The sequence below is a fragment of the Streptomyces sp. NPDC005963 genome (genome assembly GCF_040638655.1).
In the GTDB taxonomy this organism is placed as follows: domain Bacteria; phylum Actinomycetota; class Actinomycetes; order Streptomycetales; family Streptomycetaceae; genus Streptomyces.
This window is the reverse complement of the sequence record NZ_JBEXVD010000015.1, coordinates 166,988-183,545: the sequence shown is the minus strand read 5'-3', so window position 1 is coordinate 183,545 and position 16,558 is coordinate 166,988. Positions and strand designations below refer to the sequence as shown.

The window sequence follows — 16,558 nt, the reverse complement described above, 5'->3', positions numbered from 1 at the left end:
TCACGCCGCTTCGGGTCGATGGCGAGGGAGTACGTACCGTCGGAGCGACTGGTCGCCCAGACTTCGCCGTCGGTCACATCGACACCGGGGAGCGGCACGCCCCGAAGGACGTGCGCACGGTCGGAAGGTGCTGCGTCAGAGCCGCTGGAGGATCAGTACCAACCCTGGACCTGCCAGGAGGACCAGGCACCGCACGCGCTGCCGTAGCGGTCCTTCATGTAGTCCAGACCCCACTCGATCTGGGTGGCGGGGTTGGTGCGCCAGTCGGAGCCGGCGGTGGCCATCTTGGTGCCCGGCAGGGCCTGCACCAGGCCGTAGGCGCCGCTGGACGGGTTGGACGCGTCGATGTCCCAGTTGCTCTCATGCTCAACGATCTTGTCGAAGCACTGGAACTGCGCCTCATCGTTGATCATCTTCTTGGCGATCGTCTTCGCCGAGACGACCTCGGCGGCGGCCGGGGCTGCGGGCGCAGCCGATGCGGCCGGCGCGACACCCATCACCATCGCGGCGGACGTGGCCACCAGTGCGGAACCCACCAGGGCGGTCTTCGGGCGAACGGCGATGCGGCTGAGGATGGAGCGGGTCACTAACGGCACCTAACGTCGGGTACGGGGGCTGTCGCCCGGCACCCCCACCCGTCGTTGCACGGAAGCGGAAGCCGATGGACGCGAACCCCACCCGCCGGAGCGGGAGGGCGGCGCCCTGAGCGACCGGACCAGTGTTAGCGGCCCGCCGAAGCGGTGGCAACGAGCCCTGGTACTAGCCCGCCTCGCACCCGCCGCCCGGGGCGAAGGGCACCACGCACCCCGTGCGCCCAGGTCAGAGCGGTGACCCATGGTCTCGTCGCCCCTCCTAGGACGCTTCGTAGGGGACCTAAGCCCTGTGGGGCGGCTCACGGTCGACGCCGTCCGTCGGAGCGGCAAAGGTGACCTGCGCCTCGAACGCGGCCCTTCGGGTCGCCCGCCGCAGCGCCTTCAAGATCGCCGGCCCCAGGGTGAGCGTCAGTACGAGGGTGATCGCCGCCCGACCCAGGTCCCAGCCCATCGACGTGAGCAGGCAGTACGTCAGAAAGCGCACCAGGTTCTCGGACAGCGGGTCCCCGGGGTGGAACGAGATGTTCGACGACACCCCCTGGAGGTACGTCCACCCCTGGAGGTTCATGACCGTGCCGTACGCGAAGGCCGCGACCGTCCCGTACAGACCGAGCATCAGCACCTCGGTGCGGCCCCGGATGCGGTCCGCGCCCGGGAGGAGGCCCACGCCCATCGTGAACCAGCCCATCGCCAGCATCTGGAACGGCATCCAGGGACCGACCCCACCGGTGAGCAGGGCCGACGCGAACATGGTCACCGCGCCCAGGACGAAGCCGAAACCCGGGCCCAGCACCCGGCCGCTGAGCACCATCAGGAAGAACATGGGTTCCAGGCCCGCCGTGCCGGCACCCAAGGGGCGCAGTGCCGCCCCCACCGCCGCCAGCACGCCGAGCATGGCCACCGCCTTGGCGTCCATGCCCGTATCGGCGATCGTGGCCACGACCACGGCCACCAGCAGCGGCAGCAGCGCGGCGAACAGCCACGGCGCGTCGGCGGCGTGGTCGTGGAGGCCCGAGCGCTCGTCCGCGAGCAGCGGCCAGCCAAAGGCGACCACCCCGACGGCGCTGATCAGCACCAGGGCGGCGATCGACCGGGGGCCGAGCCGTACGGGGCGTGCGGACCGCCGCGCGTCAGCGGCGCTCATGCGCTGCCTCGCGCAGGTCGGGACAGCGCCCGCTCGACCTCGGAGACGGTCAGCCACTGCTGCGGCGCGAGGACCTTCGCGGTCTGCGGGGCGAACGCCGGGGACGACACCACCACCTCGGCCGTCGGCCCGTCCGCGACGATCTCGCCGTCGGCCATGATCAGGACCCGGTCGGCGAGTTCCGCGGCCAACTCCACGTCGTGCGTCGCCAGCACCACGGCATGGCCGTCCGCGGCCAGGCCCTTGAGGATCGCGGCGAGCCGCGCCTTGGCCGCGTAGTCCAGACCGCGGGTCGGCTCGTCCAACAGCAGCAGGGGCGGGCGACCCGTGAGCACGATCGCCAGGGCCAGCGCCAGCCGCTGGCCCTCGGAGAGGTCGCGTGGATGGGTGTCGTCGGCCACGCCCGGCAGGAGTTCGCTCACCAGGGCACGGCAGGAACCGGGGGCGGCGCCCGCGTCGGTGTCGGCGGCAGTGCACTCGGCGGCCACGGTGTCCGCGTACAGCAGGTCCCGCGGCTCCTGCGGAACGAGACCGACCCGGCGGATCAGTTCGGCGGGAGCGGCCCGGTGCGGGGTGAGCCCGCCGACGTCGACGCTTCCCGAGGCCGGGGTCACCAGGCCCACGAACGTGCCGAGCAGAGTGGACTTGCCGGCGCCGTTGCGTCCCATCAGCGCCACGGTCTCGCCCCGCGCGAACGTCAGGTCGATGCCGCGCAGCGTCTCCGCCCGTCCCCGGCGGACGCTGAGCCCCCGGACGGTGGCGACCTGCACGGTGGCTTCCTGCTCCGTCGCGACCTGTGTGGGGGCGGCGGTGACCGATGCCGTGCCGCGGTCTTCCGCGTGCCCCGTCGCCAGTCGTTCGCGCAGTGCCGACGCCCGGCGGCGGGCGTCCCGTACCGACAGGGGCAGCGGCGACCAGTGCGCGAGCCGTCCCAGCGCCACCACCGGCGGATACACCGGGGAGACGGCCATCACATCGGCCGGGGCGCCCATGGTCGGGGCAGCACCGCGTTCGGGCAGCAGGATCACCTGGTCCGCGTACTGCACCACCCGCTCCAACCGGTGCTCGGCCATCAGGACCGTCGTGCCCAGGTCGTGGACGAGCCGTTGCAGCACGGCCAACACCTCTTCGGCGGCTGCCGGATCGAGCGCCGACGTCGGCTCGTCCAGCACCAGCACCTTCGGGTGGGTGGTGAGCACCGAACCGATCGCGACGCGCTGTTGCTGGCCGCCGGAGAGGGTGGCGATGGGCCTGTCGCGCAGTTCGGCGAGCCCCAGCAGGTCCAACGTCTCCTCGACGCGGCGACGCATCACGGGGGGCGCGATGCCGAGGGACTCCATGCCGTAGGCGAGTTCGTCCTCGACGGTGTCGGTGACGAAGTGGGCCAGGGGGTCCTGTCCCACCGTGCCGACGAGGTCGGCGAGTTCCCGCGGCTTGTGGGTGCGGGTGTCCCGGCCGTCGACGCTCACCCGACCGCGCAGGGTGCCGCCGGTGAAGTGCGGCACGAGCCCGCACACCGTCCCGAGCAACGTCGACTTGCCCACCCCCGACGGCCCGACGAGTAGCACCAGTTCGCCCTCGGGCACGACGAGGTCGACCTGGGAAACGGTCGGCTCCGCCGCGTCGGCGTAGGTGACCGACACCTGCTCGAAGCGGATCACGAGGACTCCTTGGGGACCGGGGCCAGGGGCGGTACGGGCGCGACGAACGCGGGGAGCAGCCCGATGAGGATCGACAGGGCCGGCCACAGCGGCAGCGAGGGTGCGGTCAGCGGTACGACCGAGGGGTGTAGGGCGTCGGGGGAGTGGGAGCCGGCCCAGATCATCAGGACGGCGACCGCGGCACCGGATGCGGCGACCCACCAGGAGCGCGGGCCGAACCGGTCGGGGCGGTAGCGGGTGCGCACCGATCGCCGGCCGCCGAGCCGCAGCCCGGCGATCGCCGCGAGGAGCCCCACGGCCAACAGCGGCAGGGCGTAGGAGCCGCCTTCCGCCGCCAGCAGGGCGTAGGAGCCCGCGCACACGCCGAGCAGACCGCCGAGGACGAGTGCGGTGGTGGTGTGCCGTACCGCGGGCGGTACCCGGGCGCTGCGCCCGTAGCCGCGGGCGTCCATGGAGGCGGCGACGGCGATGGATCGTTCCAGCGCGCCTTCCAGCACGGGCAGCCCGATCTGGGCGATGGCCCCGATGCCTCCGGTGGGTCGACCGCGCAGCCTCCGGGCGGTGCGCAGTCGGCCGATGTCGGTGACCAGGTTCGGTGCGAAGGTCATGGCGACGACGACGGCGACCCCGGCCTCGTACAGCGCCCCCGGCAGGGACTTGAGGAGGCGGGCCGGGTTGGCGAGGGCGTTGGCCGCGCCGACGCAGATCAGCAGGGTGGCGAGCTTGGCGCCGTCGTACAGGGCGAAGACCACCTGTTCGGCGGTGATCCGCCCGCCGATGCGGATGCCCTGCGCCCAGTCGGGGAGCGGTACTTCGGGCAGTTCGACGAGGGTGTGGCTGCCGGGGATGGGGGAGCCGAGGGCGACCGAGAACAGGACGCGCACGGCGATGACGAACAGCCCGAGCTTGACGAACGCCGCATAGGAACGGGCCCAGGGGGCGTCCGTGCGCCGGGCGGCGACGACATAGCCGGCGACGGCGACCAGCAGCCCGAGGAGCAGCGGATTGGTGGTGCGGGACGCGGCGGTCGCCAGGCCCAGCGCCCACAGCCACCAGGCGCCCGGGTGGAGTGCGTTGCGCCGGTCGGCCTCGGGTGCCCGCAGCCGTGTCCACCGGGGGGCGGTGGGCTCCCGGCCTGGTGGATCGGTGTCCGCGGTGTGCTGTTCGGCGGCGGGTGCCCGGGTGGCGAGCCGTGGGTGGAGTCGGGTGGGGCGGTCGTGCCGGGGCGGCCGGTCGGCCGGATTCCCCGTCATCGCCTACGGCGACGGGACTGCCACAGCGCCGCCCCTCCCAGCGCCACGATGGCCGCGACTCCGGCGAGCACGCCCAGCGAGGGACCGCCGGCACCGTCTTCGCCTGCGTCGGCGCCGGTATCAGTGCCGGTATTGCCGTCAGCGTCGTTGCCACCTGCGTCGGACGGGGCGGCGACCTGCTCGCCGCAGCCCGTGCGCGGATAGCCCGAGATCGCGCACAGCAGCGCCTGGCTGTTGTAGCGCAGCGGTTTGGCGACCGCTGCCAGTGCATCGGCAGCCGTGGCGGCCTTCGGCACCTGGGCGCAGGCGGTGCGCAGCGCGGGCGGACGTTCCCCGGCCGGTGCGTCCCTCTGGGTACCGGGGTCGATGACCAGGGCCAGGCGCTTGGCGTCCGGTTTGGCGGGGGTCGTCCCACAGATGGCCGCGAAGTCGGGCTCCTGGCGCGGCCGGGCGGAGTCCGAGCTGTCCTCGCTCACCGAGAACCGGTAGCCCGTCACCGAACCGTCCGCAGGTCGGGCACTCGCCGGGCCTTCCGTGGCGTACACCCATGCGGTGCCCTCGCCCAGCCAGAACGACCAGTAGCGGTACCCCGCGGCCTGGGCGGGGCCGGCCCCGAGCACGGTCAGGGCCGTCCCGAGCGCGAGGACGAGTGCGAGGAGCCGGCCGCGCATCAGCTCTGGTTCTTGCGACGGCCGCTGAACAGGATGCCCACACCCACGCTGGCGGCGAAGAAGGCGCCGACGATCCACCACACGGCGATCCCCGAGTCGTCCTTCTCCTCCTGTTGGGGTTCGGGCCCCAGCGCGGTCAACTCGGTCACCAGGTTCTTGCCGCCGAACTCCTCGGGGTCGGTGTCCGCCGCGTTCGCCGCGAAGATCAACTGTGCGTACGCGGCCGGACCGGACTCCTTGGCCCAACCCGCCGAGTCCGCCTCCAGCCAGGCCAGCGACTTCTTCGCCTGCTCCCCGAGGCCCTGGACGTGGAGGGCGACCACGGCGTCGGCGGTGTTGCCGAAGTCGGGCTTCTCGGTCGGGTCCTCGGCACCGGGCATCGGCGGGGTGGTGAGGTAGCCGGTCTTGGCGAGTGCGGTGGTGAGATAGGCACCACCGTTGTGCGCGGCGCCCTCGATGGTGGTGGCGGGCTTGCAGACCGTGCCCTGCGGGTCCTTGCCCCGGTCGTCGGCCGGCTTAGCGGCGAGTCCCTTCCCCTGGGCTCCGATCACCGCGGCGGCGGTCGAGTCGCCCACCAGACCGGGCATCGCGGGCTGGTAGACGAACGCCCCGCCGTTGGCCCCACCGCACGGCCGGGCGAAGGTGAGCAGTGCGTCGTACGGGGACTTCCCGCCCTTCGACTTCACGGCGGTCGGCTTCTCGCCCGCAGCCGTGAGGGCCCCGATCACCACGGCGGTGGAGTTGGCGTCGCTCGCACCACCGGGGTTGTAGCTCCAACCCCCGTCGGTGTTCTGCACCGACTTCAGCCAGTCGACCGACTTCCGCACCGACTCGTCCTGGCCTTCGAGCGCGGCGAGCGCCTGCACCGCTGCGGCGGTGGCGTTGGAGTCCAGCGGCAGCTTGGCCGCGCAGTCGCCCTTGGCATCGGCGCGGTACGAGGGGAAGGCGCCGTTGTCGCACTGCTGCCCGGTGAGCCAGTCCACCGCGGCGGTGGCGGGCTTGACGCCTTCGGTGTCCAGCGCGAGGAGGGCGAGCGACTGGCGCCAGACGCCGTCGTACGCCGGGTCGCCCTTGCCGTACAGACCGGGTGGCAGTGCGGCTGTGGACGGCGAGGGGGTGGGCGCCGCGACGGCGGCCGGAGCGGCGACCGAGGCGAGGGCCGTGCCGATGACGGCGGTGACGGCGAGCGCTGCGGCGCTACGGCGGACGGTGGTCATGACGGGCGGTGCCTCTCCTGCGGGAGCCGGGCACGGGCACGATCAGGCACCAGGGCTCCGGTTCCGTATTCCTCGACGGTGCCGGTCACCGGCGGGTGCCGGTGGCGCAAGCCGGTCACGGCCGCGTACAGGGCATTCCGACTCACCGCTGTTGGTGTGGCGGCTCACGGCTGCGGGTCAGTGCCGGATTTGCACCGGCTTCCCCCTGTACGGGTGTGATGACGACCTGCTTACTGTACCGGCGGCGGTGGAAGGGGCGGAGCGCCCATCTCCGCTGGGCGGGGAGTGGCTGCTCACACCGGTCGACCCGGCCGCACTCCCGGCCTCGCGGGCTGGAACCCCGTGTCCGCGCCCCTTCTGCTTCGGGGTGCGGATGTGGTTGCGGATCGCCCGGGCCGGGCCCGGTGTGCGTCTTCCGCCCGGGCCGGGACCGGGTGCGGCGCCTCGATCGACCCGTCAGATCAGGCCGACCTACCGGGCCCGCCCTGTCCTGTCGGCCCCGCCCGCCGCCGACGGCACCGACGGAGGCGGTCCGAGCAACCGGCAGGCCGTCTCGATGTCCGTCCTCACCTGGGCGATGGACGCCCGGCCCGAGAGCCAGGCGATCAGCGCCGCGTGCCAGGTGTGCTCCACCACCCGGACCGCGGAGCGTTGTGCCGCCGAGGGGTCGTCCACCGCCATGGCGTCCAGGATGATCGCCGTGGTCTGCCGTGAGACCCCGTCCACCTCGGCGTTCACACTGCGGTCCGCGAAGGTCAGCGCGCGCACCATGGCGTCCGCGAGCTGCGGTTCCCGCTGGAGGGCACGGAAGGCGCGCATTAGTGTCTCGGTGACCCGCTCGGCCGGGCCGGCCCCGGCCGGGGGGCGCTTGCGCAAGGTGGTGTGCAGATGGTCGAGCTGGTCCCGCATGACGGCGACCAGTAGATGGATCTTGGACGGGAAGTACCGGTAGAGGGTCCCGAGCGCGACGCTGGACGTCTCGGCGACCTCTCTCATCTGCACCGCGTCGAACCCGCCCCGGCCGGCCAGTTGGGCGCCGGCGTCCAGGATGCGGCGGCGGCGCGCCTCCTGGCGCTCCGTCAGGGGTGTGGCCACCGGCCCGGGCGGCTTGGCTGAGACTGTCATGTGTCCGTTCCATTTGTCCTGTTCGAAGCAGCCGTGGGCGCCCGGCCCACCAGCGCTTCCGCCGTGGCGCGAATCACCTGATCCGGTCCTTACAGCGGGACTACCTGCGGGTAGATTCGAATCCTTGGACGATCAAGTCTGAAACTTGTTCTACATTAGCGCCAGCGGTTACGCTCGCGCGAAACGCAGCCAGAAGGGGGCCCCGAGTGACCGCTGAGGCCATTGAGGCCGGCCCTCATCGGAGGCCCGACTCAGGGTCGGGTTCGGGGTCGGATTCGGGTTCGGGGTCGCCTTCAGGGCCCCACCGGCGCACCGGTCAACTTGCCGCCGAAGCCCCCGGACCCACCCGACCGGCCGCCGCGCACCCCGCTGCCGTCGCCCCCGCCGTGCTCCACCCCGGCTCGACCGCACCCGCGCCCCCCGCCGAAGGCCCCGGCGACAAGCCGCTGCGCATCGCGCTGCTCAGCTACAAGGGCAACCCCTACTGCGGCGGCCAGGGCGTCTACGTACGGCACCTGTCGCGCGAGTTGGCCCGCCTCGGGCACAGCGTCGAGGTCATCGGCGCCCAGCCCTACCCCGTCCTCGACGACGGCGTGGTGCTCACGGAACTGCCCAGCCTCGATCTGTACCGCAGCCCCGACCCCTTTCGCACCCCCGGCCGCCACGAGTACCGCGACTGGATCGACGGGCTCGAAGTCGCCACCATGTGGACCGGCGGCTTTCCCGAACCGCTCACGTTCTCCCTGCGCGCCGGCCGCCATCTGGCCGCGCGCCGAGGCCAGTTCGACGTTATCCACGACAACCAGACCCTCGGCTACGGGCTGCTGCGGGACCTCGGCGCCCCCCTGGTCACCACCGTCCACCACCCGATCACGGTGGACCGTCGACTGGACCTGGACGCCGCCGCGGACTGGCGCAGGCGGGCGTCCGTGCGCCGCTGGTACGGCTTCACCCGGATGCAGAAGCGCGTCGCCCGACGGCTGCCCTCCGTCCTGACCGTGTCGGGGACCTCCCGGGCCGAGATCGTCGAGCACCTCGGAGTGCCGCAGCGGCGCATCGACGTCGTCCACATCGGCGCCGACACCGACCTCTTCGCGCCGGATCCCGCCGTCCCCGAGGTGCCCGGGCGGATCGTCACCACCTCCAGCGCCGACGTACCCCTCAAGGGCCTCGTCCACCTCGTGGAGGCGCTGGCCAAGGTCCGCACCGAACACCCCGCCGCCCATCTGGTGGTCGTGGGCAAGCGCGCCGAGGACGGGCCCGTCGCCCGACTGATCGAACGCTACGGGCTCGGCGACGCGGTCGAGTTCGTCAAGGGCATCTCCGACCCCGAACTCGTCGAACTGGTCCGCAGCGCGCAGGTGGCCTGCGTACCGTCCCTGTACGAGGGGTTCTCCCTGCCCGCGGCCGAGGCCATGGCCACCGGGACCCCGCTGGTCGCGACCACGGGCGGTGCCATCCCCGAGGTGGCCGGGGACGACGGCCGCACCTGTCTCGCCGTACCGCCGGGCGATGCCGGCGCACTCTCCACCGCGCTCGGTCGACTGCTGTCGGACCCCGCGCTGCGGGCCCGACTCGGGGAGGCCGGACGGCAGCGGGTGCTGGAACGCTTCACCTGGGCAAAGGCGGCGCAGGGCACGGTCGAGTTGTACCGGGCGGCGATCGCGAGGACCATCCGGTGATCTCGTCCGCCGCCCGGACCCCCTGCTTCCCGCGACGGTGCTGCGTGTCCTGGCCGTTGCTGCTGCCCCCGACCCCCCTCGACCGCGAAGGCTGGATTCCGTGCTGACCGTCGACTTCTCCCGGTTCCCCCTCGCTGCGGGCGACCGCGTGCTCGACCTCGGTTGCGGCGCAGGCCGGCACGCCTTCGAGTGCTACCGCCGCGGTGCACAGGTCGTCGCGGTCGACCGCAACGGTGAGGAGATCCGCGAGGTCGCCACCTGGTTCGCCGCCATGAAGGAGGCCGGGGAGGCACCCGCGGGCGCCACCGCCACGGCGATGGAAGGCGATGCGCTCCAACTCCCCTTCCCCGACGCGTCCTTCGACGTCGTGATCATCTCCGAGGTGATGGAACACATCCACGACGACAAGGGCGTTCTCGCCGAGATGGTCCGCGTCCTCAAACCGGGCGGCCGGATCGCGATCACCGTGCCCCGCTACGGCCCGGAGAAGATCTGCTGGACCCTCAGCGACGCGTACCACGAGGTCGAAGGCGGGCACATCCGCATCTACAAGGCCGATGAACTGCTGACCCGGATCGAAGAAGCCGGGCTCGTCCCCTACGGAACGCATCACGCCCATGCGCTCCACAGCCCCTACTGGTGGCTGAAGTGCGCCTTCGGCGTGGACAACGACCAGGTCCTGCCCGTGAAGGCGTACCACCGACTCCTGGTGTGGGACATCATGAAGAAACCCCTGGCGACCCGGCTTGCCGAGCGGGCGCTCAACCCACTGATCGGCAAGAGCTTCGTGGCCTACGCGACCAAGCCCCAACTGCCCCGGACCACGGCGTGACCACCCCTCGGATCGAACACCTCGTCCTGCCCGGGGTGCTCACGGCCGAGCAGGCGGATGAGACCGTCGCGGGCGTGCGTGCGATCCAACGCGAGGACGGCGCGATCCCGTGGTTCCCCGGACACCACCTCGACCCGTGGGACCACACCGAGGCGGCCATGGCACTCGACGCGGCCGGTGAGCACGAGGCCGCGGCCCGGGCGTACGCATGGCTCCAGCGGCACCAGAACCAGGACGGCTCCTGGTACGCGGCCTACCGGGACGGCGATGCCGAACAGCCCGTCGACCGGGCCCGGGAGACCAACTTCTGCGCCTATCCGACCGTCGGCATCTGGCACCACTACCTCGCCACCGGCGACGAGGGCTTCTTGGACCGCATGTGGCCGACGGTCTACGCGTCGGTCGAGTTCGTGTTGGGCCACCAACTGCCGGGCGGTCAGATCGGCTGGAAGCAGGAGGCACCGGAAGCGGGGGGCGCGTCGGTCATGGACGCGCTCCTGACGGGCAGTTCTTCGATCCACCACGCCCTGCGCTGTGCGCTGGCGATCGCCGACGAACGCGAGGAACCGCAGCCGGACTGGGAGCTGGCGACCGGTGCCCTGGAGCACGCGATAGGCCACCACCCCGAGCGCTTCCTCGACAAGAGCCACTACTCCATGGACTGGTACTACCCCATCCTGGGCGGCGCGGTCACCGGGGCCCAGGCCACCGCGCGGATCGCCGAGCGCTGGGACGAGTTCGTGGTGCCCGGTCTCGGGGTGCGCTGCGTACTGCCCAACCCGTGGGTCACCGGCGGTGAGAGTTGTGAACTGGCCCTCGCGCTCTGGGCGATGGGGGAGTCCGACCGGGCGTTGGACGTCCTCCAGTCGATAGCGCACCTGAGGGCGGACGACGGGATGTACTGGACGGGGTACGTCTTCGAGGGCAACCGTGCGGTGTGGCCCGAGGAGCGGACCACATGGACGGCGGGTTCACTGCTGTTGGCGGTGGCCGCCCTCGGGGGAGATGAGGCGACCACCGCGGTCTTCGGAGGGGAACGACTGCCGCGCGGCCTGCCTCCGGGATGTTGCTGAGGGCTGTCCCCAGCCCCTTCCCGGAGGCGGGCGCGTCGGCCGGTCAGCGTCGGCGGAGCCGTCCGGCGATGGCGTGCCCGATGAACAGGTACACCACCGCGGCCAGACCGTAGCCGGCGACCACACGGGCCCACGCGGCGTCGAAGGTGAACAGGTCGTACGACCAGCCCGCAAGCCAGTGGGCGCAGTCCTGGACGAGCGCAACCAGGTCGTTGGCCCGATTGGCGTCCAGGAGATACATCAAGATCCACAACCCGAGGATCAGGGCCATGACATCCGCGACGATCGCTATGACCGTCGCGGCCTGGTGCGTTCCATTGCGATGACGAGGACTCATGGCCCTCGTGTTGCCGCTTGTGCGACTGTGAAACCCGTCTTTTCGCTCCCGGACGCCTGCCGTTCCGGTGGCCATCCCGTCCGGCGCGTTCACCTGCACGGGCTCGCCCGAGTGGCGGAATGCGGCCGATCGGGTGACGCTGCCAGAACAGTCCCTCAGGGAGGTCTGCCGTGTTCCGACATCCGGTACGCCGCGCCCTGGCCGCGTTGGCGCTGTGCTGTGCACTGCTGGGCGGGGCCGTGGCCTGCGGTGACGACAACGGCTCCGGCTCGTCCTCGTCGACGTCGCCGAGCTCCACCAGCTCGACGCAGGCGCAGGAGTTCGCCAAGACCAAGTTCGTCGCGAACGCCTCACTCGCCGCGGGCGCGATCTACCAGTGGATCGTCAAGCCCTATCGCGACGGAAGATTCGCCAAGGGGGCCGACGGCCGCACCTTCACGCTGGTGAAGGCGGGTCTGGCCGGAGCCTTCGCCTACAACCGGCTGCAAGCCGCGGTGAAGAACGCCCAGGGCGACGAACTGCTGTCGAAGGCGGTCGCGCCCCTGACCGCCGGCATCGACTCGCTCAAGAACCTCGGCACCAAGATCCGCGACGGCGATGCGAGCGCCTCGGACATCAACGCCTTCCAGGACGTCATCGACGATGTGAAGAAGGCGGGCCAGGACGCCGGTGTGAAGATCACCGAGAAGGTGCCCGACCTGTCCCAACTCGGCGGCGGCTGAGCGGGGACGGGAACCGCGAGCCGCACCGCCCCCGCGGGATCAGAGCACCAACTCCGCCAACACCCTGAGCGTCTGGAGGTCCGGCGAGCTCAACAGGAGGTCCGTCACCGGGCCCGAACACCACAACTCCAGCCGTTCGGCAATGCGTTCCCTCGGCCCGACCAGCGATATCTCATCGGCGAAGGCGTCCGGGACCGCAAGGACCGCCTCCCGTCTGCGCCCCTGGGCGAAGAGGCTCCGGATGTGCCGGGCCTCGGACTCGTACCCCATGCGCGCCATCAGATCGGCGTGGAAGGCACCGGTGGTGTGGCCCGTGCCGCCGAGGAAGGAGCCGAGCATCGCCTTGACCGGTACGAGCCCCTCCGAGACGTCGTCGCAGACCTGGGCCCGGACCATCGGGGCGACGACAAAACCGTCGCGTAAGCCGTTCAACGACTCCTTGTGCACATCGATCCGCAGCGGCGACCAGTACAACGGCAACCAGCCGTCCGCGATCCTGGTCGTCTGTGCGATGTTCTTCGGGCCCTCGGCGCCCAGCAGGATCGGCAGGTCGCCGCGGAGCGGATGGGTGATCGACTTCAGCGGTTCGGCCAGGACGGTGCCGCCCTCGCCGGGGTGGGGATGGCGGTGATAGCGGCCGTCGAACTCCACGGGGGCCTCGCGCCGCAGCGCCTGGCGGATGACCTCCACGTACTCGCGGGTCGCGGTCAGGGGACTCGCGGGGAACGGACGTCCGTACCAGCCCTCCACCACCGGGGGCTCCGACAGTCCGAGCCCGAGCATCATCCGCCCGCCCGAGAGGTGGTCCAGGGTGAGGGCGTGCATCGCGGTCGCGATGGGGGTGCGGGCCGACATCTGGGCGACAGCGGTACCCAACCGGATGCGTGAGGTGTGGGCGGCGATCCAGGTCAGCGGTGTGAAGGCATCGGACCCCCAGGTCTCGCCCGTCCACACCGAGTCGTAGCCGATGCGTTCGGCCTCGCGGGTGAGATCGAGATGGCCGGGGGTCGGTCCACGGCCCCAATGGCCGAGAGCGAGTCCCAGTCGCATGGCACCTCCGCTACCCACAAGGGTTTTTGACGAGGCGTCAGGCTATGTCAGTGATCCGGTAACGGCAATGGCCCTCCGCCCCAGAAAGGGCGGAGGGCCATCGAAGGCGCGGGAGCTCAGCCGCGCTGGATGCCGGTGGTGTCCTGGAGCAGACCGCGGCGGCCGTCCTGGGTCTGGGCGATCAGACCCTGACCGCGCTGGTCGACGGCCAGGTACCAGGTACCGGGCGCGAGTTCGGCGATCGGCGTGGGAGAGCCGTCCTCGTTGTACAGCGGACGGGCGACGGGCACCGCGAACCAGAACGGAGCGAAGTCGCCCCCGCCCTGGGCCGCAGCGGGACCCTGCTGCGGCTGACCACCGTACGAAGGCTGCTGGCTCTGCTGGGGCTGCTGCGGCTGACCCTGCTGCGGGTAGGGCTGCTGCTGGGCACCCGGGTAGCCGTAACCGCCCTGCGGCTGACCGCCGTAGGGGGCGGTGGGAGCCGCCGGGCGCGGGGCGCCGATCAGCGGGGCCTTGAGCGGGGCGATCAACTGGTTGCCGACCGCTCCCGCGGCCAGCACCAGCGCGGCGATGAAGCCGAGGATCAGGCCCGCGCCCGCGTCGAACGAGATGCCGCCGTCACTGAGCGAGCCCGCCGGGTCGAAGATCGCGCCGAGGGCGGACCAGGCGGTGAAGACGGCCAGGACGAGACCGATCTGGCCGAGTTCCAGGCCGAGCACCTTGGGCGGCCGGGGCAGCAGATGGGAGAGAACGATCAGCGCCGCACTGATGATGCCGGCCAGATAGACGCTGAGGAGCAGGGACCCGCTGTCCCAGGCGGAAATCTCTCCGCACGTGGCCTCGCAGTCGAACGTGCTGAGGAACGAGGCGATGAACAGCAGTACGGCTGCTCCGATCACCACGCCATCGCCTCGTGTGAGGGAGCGGATGTTCACGTAACGAAGTCCTTTGTCGGTCGTCTGTCGGTCATCTCAACGGGCGGTCATCGCTGCCGCTGGAGGAGGTGTGTGCAGCACATGGCTCGGGGGTGACGTGCCATCGTAGGGTGAATCTATCCTCTGCCCGATCAGGACGTCTGCCAGGTGACGGCACCCGCCTCTGATCAGCGGCCTGATCGAGACGCTATCGGAACCCGCGACCGGCGTGATGGAACAGCGGATCGAACGCCCGTGTGCACGGTGCGAACAACTCGCCGAAGTCTGCGCTCCACAGTGGGTCGAGGGGAGGCGCACTCCGGCTGAGCAGGTCATTTCATCAGATAGTCCTGGATGCCCGCGGCGATGCCCTGGGCGGCCAACTGGCGCCAGCGGGGGCTGGTCAGCAGCGCCGCGTCGTGGGCGTCGCGCATGTTGCCGCACTCGATGAAGACTTTCGGCACGGTGGACAGATTGAGCCCGCCGAGATCCGTACGGACGTGCAGACCACTGCCGTTGCCGACGTAGTTCGATCGGGAGCTGCCGGTCGTGCGGGCGAAGGCGTCCGCAATGCGCTCGCCGAGTTCACGGGAGGGACCGAGGATCTTCGTGGTGTCCGCCGAGCCCGTGGCGACCGGGCCGGGGAGGATCATGTGGAAGCCGCGATTGCCCCGGTCGGAGCCGTCCGCGTGGACCGAGATGACCGCGTCCGCCTTCGCCTCGTTGCCGCGGCGGGCCCGTTCGTCCACACAGGGGCCGAAGGGCCGGTCGCCGTCATGGGTGAAGGAGACCCGCGCACCCTGCCGTTCCAACAGCTCGCGCAGACGTTGTGAAACGTCCCGGGTGAACTCGGCCTCGGTGTAACCCGCGTTGGTGGAGGTGCCGGTGGTGTCGCACTCCTTGCGGTGGGTTCCCGCGTCGACCAGCCGTCCGATCTCCTCGGGGTGCTGGAAGTTGCCGGGGTTGTGCCCCGGGTCGATCACCACGGTCCTGCCCGCGAGCCGGTCCCGCGCCTCACCACCGGGCGGCGCCGAAGACGACGGCGATCCGGCGTCGGCCGTGGGTGCGGTCGGTTCCTTCGGCGCGGGGGCCGCGGAGCCGGAAGCGGCACCCGACGGGCCCTTGGCGTCGGACGGACCGTCCGTGGACCGCGACAGCAACCAGCCCGTCAGCGAACCCACCACCAGGGCGACGATGCTCAGCGCGAGGGCGATGAGGACTCCGGGAGGCCGGCGGCGCCTGGGAGCGGCCGGCATGGGCGTTGCTGCGGTCTCGTCGTGCGGCACGTCGGCGATCGTAGGGCCTCACCGGCGGTTCGGGCCGGTTCGACGGGACATCAGAGGGGCGCGTCGGGCGCGTCGGACGCCTCCGGTGGCGGTCCGCCGATGCCGTTGTGCACCGTGGGACTGATGGGTGTGCCCGACTCAGGGCCCCGAGCCCGAGCCCGCCCCCCGACTCCGGCCCCGCCCCCCGACTCCGAGCCCCGAGCCCCGAGCCCCGCCCCCGGGGCAACCGGTGCCACCGACTCAGCCGAGCCGACTGGTACGGCGCAGGACCCGCAGCGACTCCGTGGCCGAGACCTCCGCGAACCCGCCCGACTCCAACGCACGGCGGTACACCCGGTACGGGGCCTGTCCGCCGTCCGCCGGGTCGGGGAAGACGTCGTGGATCACCAGCAGTCCGCCGTCCGCGAGGTGCGGCGTCCAACCGTCGTAGTCGCCGCCCGCGTGCTCGTCGGTGTGTCCGCCGTCGATGAAGACCAGCCCGAGCGGGGTCCCCCACAGCCGTGCCACCTGCGGGGAGCGGCCGACCACCGCCACCACGTGCTCCTCCAGACCCGCCCGGTACAGCGCACGCCGAAACGCCGGCAGGGTGTCCATGCGGTCCAGTTCGGGATCGACGACCGAAGGGTCGTGGTACTCCCAGCCCGGTTGCTGCTCCTCGCTGCCCCGGTGGTGGTCGACCGTGACGGCCGTCACCCCGGCCGCCCGCGCTGCTGCGGCGAGCAGGATCGTCGAGCGCCCGCAGTAGGTCCCGACCTCCAGCAGCGGCAGCCCGAGCGCTGCCGCGTCCGTCGCGGCCTCGTACAGGGCCAGTCCCTCCGAGAGGGGCATGAACCCCTTGGTGCCGGCGAAGGCGGCGAGGACGTCCTGGGCGGGTGCGGCGGGGTCCTGCGTGAGCGCTGCGGCGGCCATGGGTGGGGATCCTCCTGGTCGTACGGGTGTTCAGCCGCCCATGCTGCCGCATCGCCCGCGTACACCGATATCCGGATGTGCCGGCCGGT

The 16,558-nt window shown here is 71.6% G+C and carries 16 protein-coding genes and 1 riboswitch; of the genes, 4 read left to right on the top strand and 12 right to left on the bottom strand.

Features of this window, described 5'->3' with window-relative positions:
- Positions 1-152: 152 nt before the first annotated feature.
- The 7 genes from ABZ348_RS21140 to ABZ348_RS21110 all read right to left on the bottom strand — a co-directional run bounded on the left by ABZ348_RS21140 (position 153) and on the right by ABZ348_RS21110 (position 7,664).
- Positions 153-587, bottom strand: coding sequence for a transglycosylase SLT domain-containing protein (locus ABZ348_RS21140; RefSeq protein ID WP_358935213.1), 435 nt, complete (start codon positions 585-587; stop codon positions 153-155).
- 286 nt (positions 588-873) lie between these two features.
- A complete protein-coding gene (locus ABZ348_RS21135) occupies positions 874-1,737 on the bottom strand; it encodes an ECF transporter S component (RefSeq protein ID WP_358935211.1) in 864 nt (287 codons plus the stop codon).
- The gene (locus ABZ348_RS21130) at positions 1,734-3,398 is read right to left on the bottom strand and encodes an ATP-binding cassette domain-containing protein (RefSeq protein WP_358935209.1); all 1,665 of its coding nucleotides are present in this window, start codon (positions 3,396-3,398) and stop codon (positions 1,734-1,736) included. The genes ABZ348_RS21135 and ABZ348_RS21130 overlap by 4 nt, the downstream gene beginning before the upstream one ends.
- Complete coding sequence (locus ABZ348_RS21125) at positions 3,395-4,651, bottom strand: energy-coupling factor transporter transmembrane component T (RefSeq protein ID WP_358935207.1); 1,257 nt, start codon at positions 4,649-4,651, stop codon at positions 3,395-3,397. Before ABZ348_RS21125 ends, ABZ348_RS21130 begins: the two co-directional genes overlap by 4 nt.
- Complete coding sequence (locus ABZ348_RS21120) at positions 4,648-5,322, bottom strand: SCO2322 family protein (protein ID WP_358935205.1); 675 nt, start codon at positions 5,320-5,322, stop codon at positions 4,648-4,650. Before ABZ348_RS21120 ends, ABZ348_RS21125 begins: the two co-directional genes overlap by 4 nt.
- The gene (locus ABZ348_RS21115; protein ID WP_358935203.1) at positions 5,322-6,539 is read right to left on the bottom strand and encodes a prenyltransferase/squalene oxidase repeat-containing protein; all 1,218 of its coding nucleotides are present in this window, start codon (positions 6,537-6,539) and stop codon (positions 5,322-5,324) included. Before ABZ348_RS21115 ends, ABZ348_RS21120 begins: the two co-directional genes overlap by 1 nt.
- 130 nt (positions 6,540-6,669) lie before the next feature.
- Positions 6,670-6,746: riboswitch (cobalamin riboswitch) on the bottom strand.
- A 264-nt stretch (positions 6,747-7,010) separates the two neighbouring features.
- Entirely contained in the window at positions 7,011-7,664 is a 654-nt protein-coding gene (locus tag ABZ348_RS21110) for a TetR family transcriptional regulator (protein ID WP_358935201.1), read from the bottom strand.
- A 386-nt stretch (positions 7,665-8,050) separates the two neighbouring features.
- On the opposite strand from ABZ348_RS21110, the gene ABZ348_RS21105 reads away from it, so the two are divergent.
- The 3 genes from ABZ348_RS21105 (at position 8,051) to ABZ348_RS21095 (ending at position 11,251) form a co-directional block, all read left to right on the top strand.
- Positions 8,051-9,346, top strand: coding sequence for a glycosyltransferase family 4 protein (locus ABZ348_RS21105; protein ID WP_358935231.1), 1,296 nt, complete (start codon positions 8,051-8,053; stop codon positions 9,344-9,346).
- Between the two features lie 100 nt (positions 9,347-9,446).
- Positions 9,447-10,178, top strand: coding sequence for a class I SAM-dependent methyltransferase (locus ABZ348_RS21100; RefSeq protein ID WP_358935199.1), 732 nt, complete (start codon positions 9,447-9,449; stop codon positions 10,176-10,178).
- On the top strand, positions 10,175-11,251 hold the full coding sequence (locus ABZ348_RS21095; RefSeq protein WP_358935197.1) for a prenyltransferase: 1,077 nt from the start codon (positions 10,175-10,177) through the stop codon (positions 11,249-11,251). Before ABZ348_RS21100 ends, ABZ348_RS21095 begins: the two co-directional genes overlap by 4 nt.
- 43 nt (positions 11,252-11,294) lie before the next feature.
- On the opposite strand, the gene ABZ348_RS21090 is transcribed toward ABZ348_RS21095, so the two are convergent.
- On the bottom strand, positions 11,295-11,588 hold the full coding sequence (locus ABZ348_RS21090) for a hypothetical protein (protein ID WP_358935195.1): 294 nt from the start codon (positions 11,586-11,588) through the stop codon (positions 11,295-11,297).
- A gap of 170 nt (positions 11,589-11,758) precedes the next feature.
- Between ABZ348_RS21090 and ABZ348_RS21085 the strand changes: the two genes are divergently transcribed.
- On the top strand, positions 11,759-12,310 hold the full coding sequence (locus tag ABZ348_RS21085) for a hypothetical protein (protein ID WP_358935193.1): 552 nt from the start codon (positions 11,759-11,761) through the stop codon (positions 12,308-12,310).
- A gap of 39 nt (positions 12,311-12,349) precedes the next feature.
- On the opposite strand, the gene ABZ348_RS21080 is transcribed toward ABZ348_RS21085, so the two are convergent.
- From ABZ348_RS21080 to ABZ348_RS21065, 4 genes are all read right to left on the bottom strand, one after another.
- A complete protein-coding gene (locus tag ABZ348_RS21080) occupies positions 12,350-13,360 on the bottom strand; it encodes an LLM class F420-dependent oxidoreductase (RefSeq protein WP_358935191.1) in 1,011 nt (336 codons plus the stop codon).
- 116 nt (positions 13,361-13,476) lie between these two features.
- Positions 13,477-14,295 carry a hypothetical protein gene (locus ABZ348_RS21075; protein WP_358935189.1) on the bottom strand — a complete coding sequence of 273 codons (819 nt, stop codon included), beginning with the start codon at positions 14,293-14,295 and terminating at the stop codon, positions 13,477-13,479.
- 311 nt (positions 14,296-14,606) lie between these two features.
- The gene (locus ABZ348_RS21070) at positions 14,607-15,530 is read right to left on the bottom strand and encodes an N-acetylmuramoyl-L-alanine amidase (RefSeq protein WP_358935229.1); all 924 of its coding nucleotides are present in this window, start codon (positions 15,528-15,530) and stop codon (positions 14,607-14,609) included.
- Positions 15,531-15,800: 270 nt separating this feature from the next.
- On the bottom strand, positions 15,801-16,469 hold the full coding sequence (locus ABZ348_RS21065) for a class I SAM-dependent methyltransferase (protein ID WP_358935187.1): 669 nt from the start codon (positions 16,467-16,469) through the stop codon (positions 15,801-15,803).
- Positions 16,470-16,558: the final 89 nt, after the last annotated feature.

Coding starts and splice junctions, on each gene's coding strand:
- ABZ348_RS21135 (WP_358935211.1), bottom strand. CDS start 1,737: ATGAGCGCCGCTGACGCGCGGCGGTCCGCACGCCCCGTACGGCTCGGC.
- ABZ348_RS21125 (WP_358935207.1), bottom strand. CDS start 4,651: ATGACGGGGAATCCGGCCGACCGGCCGCCCCGGCACGACCGCCCCACC.
- ABZ348_RS21120 (WP_358935205.1), bottom strand. CDS start 5,322: ATGCGCGGCCGGCTCCTCGCACTCGTCCTCGCGCTCGGGACGGCCCTG.
- ABZ348_RS21115 (WP_358935203.1), bottom strand. CDS start 6,539: ATGACCACCGTCCGCCGTAGCGCCGCAGCGCTCGCCGTCACCGCCGTC.
- ABZ348_RS21110 (WP_358935201.1), bottom strand. CDS start 7,664: ATGACAGTCTCAGCCAAGCCGCCCGGGCCGGTGGCCACACCCCTGACG.
- ABZ348_RS21090 (WP_358935195.1), bottom strand. CDS start 11,588: ATGAGTCCTCGTCATCGCAATGGAACGCACCAGGCCGCGACGGTCATA.
- ABZ348_RS21080 (WP_358935191.1), bottom strand. CDS start 13,360: ATGCGACTGGGACTCGCTCTCGGCCATTGGGGCCGTGGACCGACCCCC.
- ABZ348_RS21070 (WP_358935229.1), bottom strand. CDS start 15,530: ATGCCGGCCGCTCCCAGGCGCCGCCGGCCTCCCGGAGTCCTCATCGCC.
- ABZ348_RS21065 (WP_358935187.1), bottom strand. CDS start 16,469: ATGGCCGCCGCAGCGCTCACGCAGGACCCCGCCGCACCCGCCCAGGAC.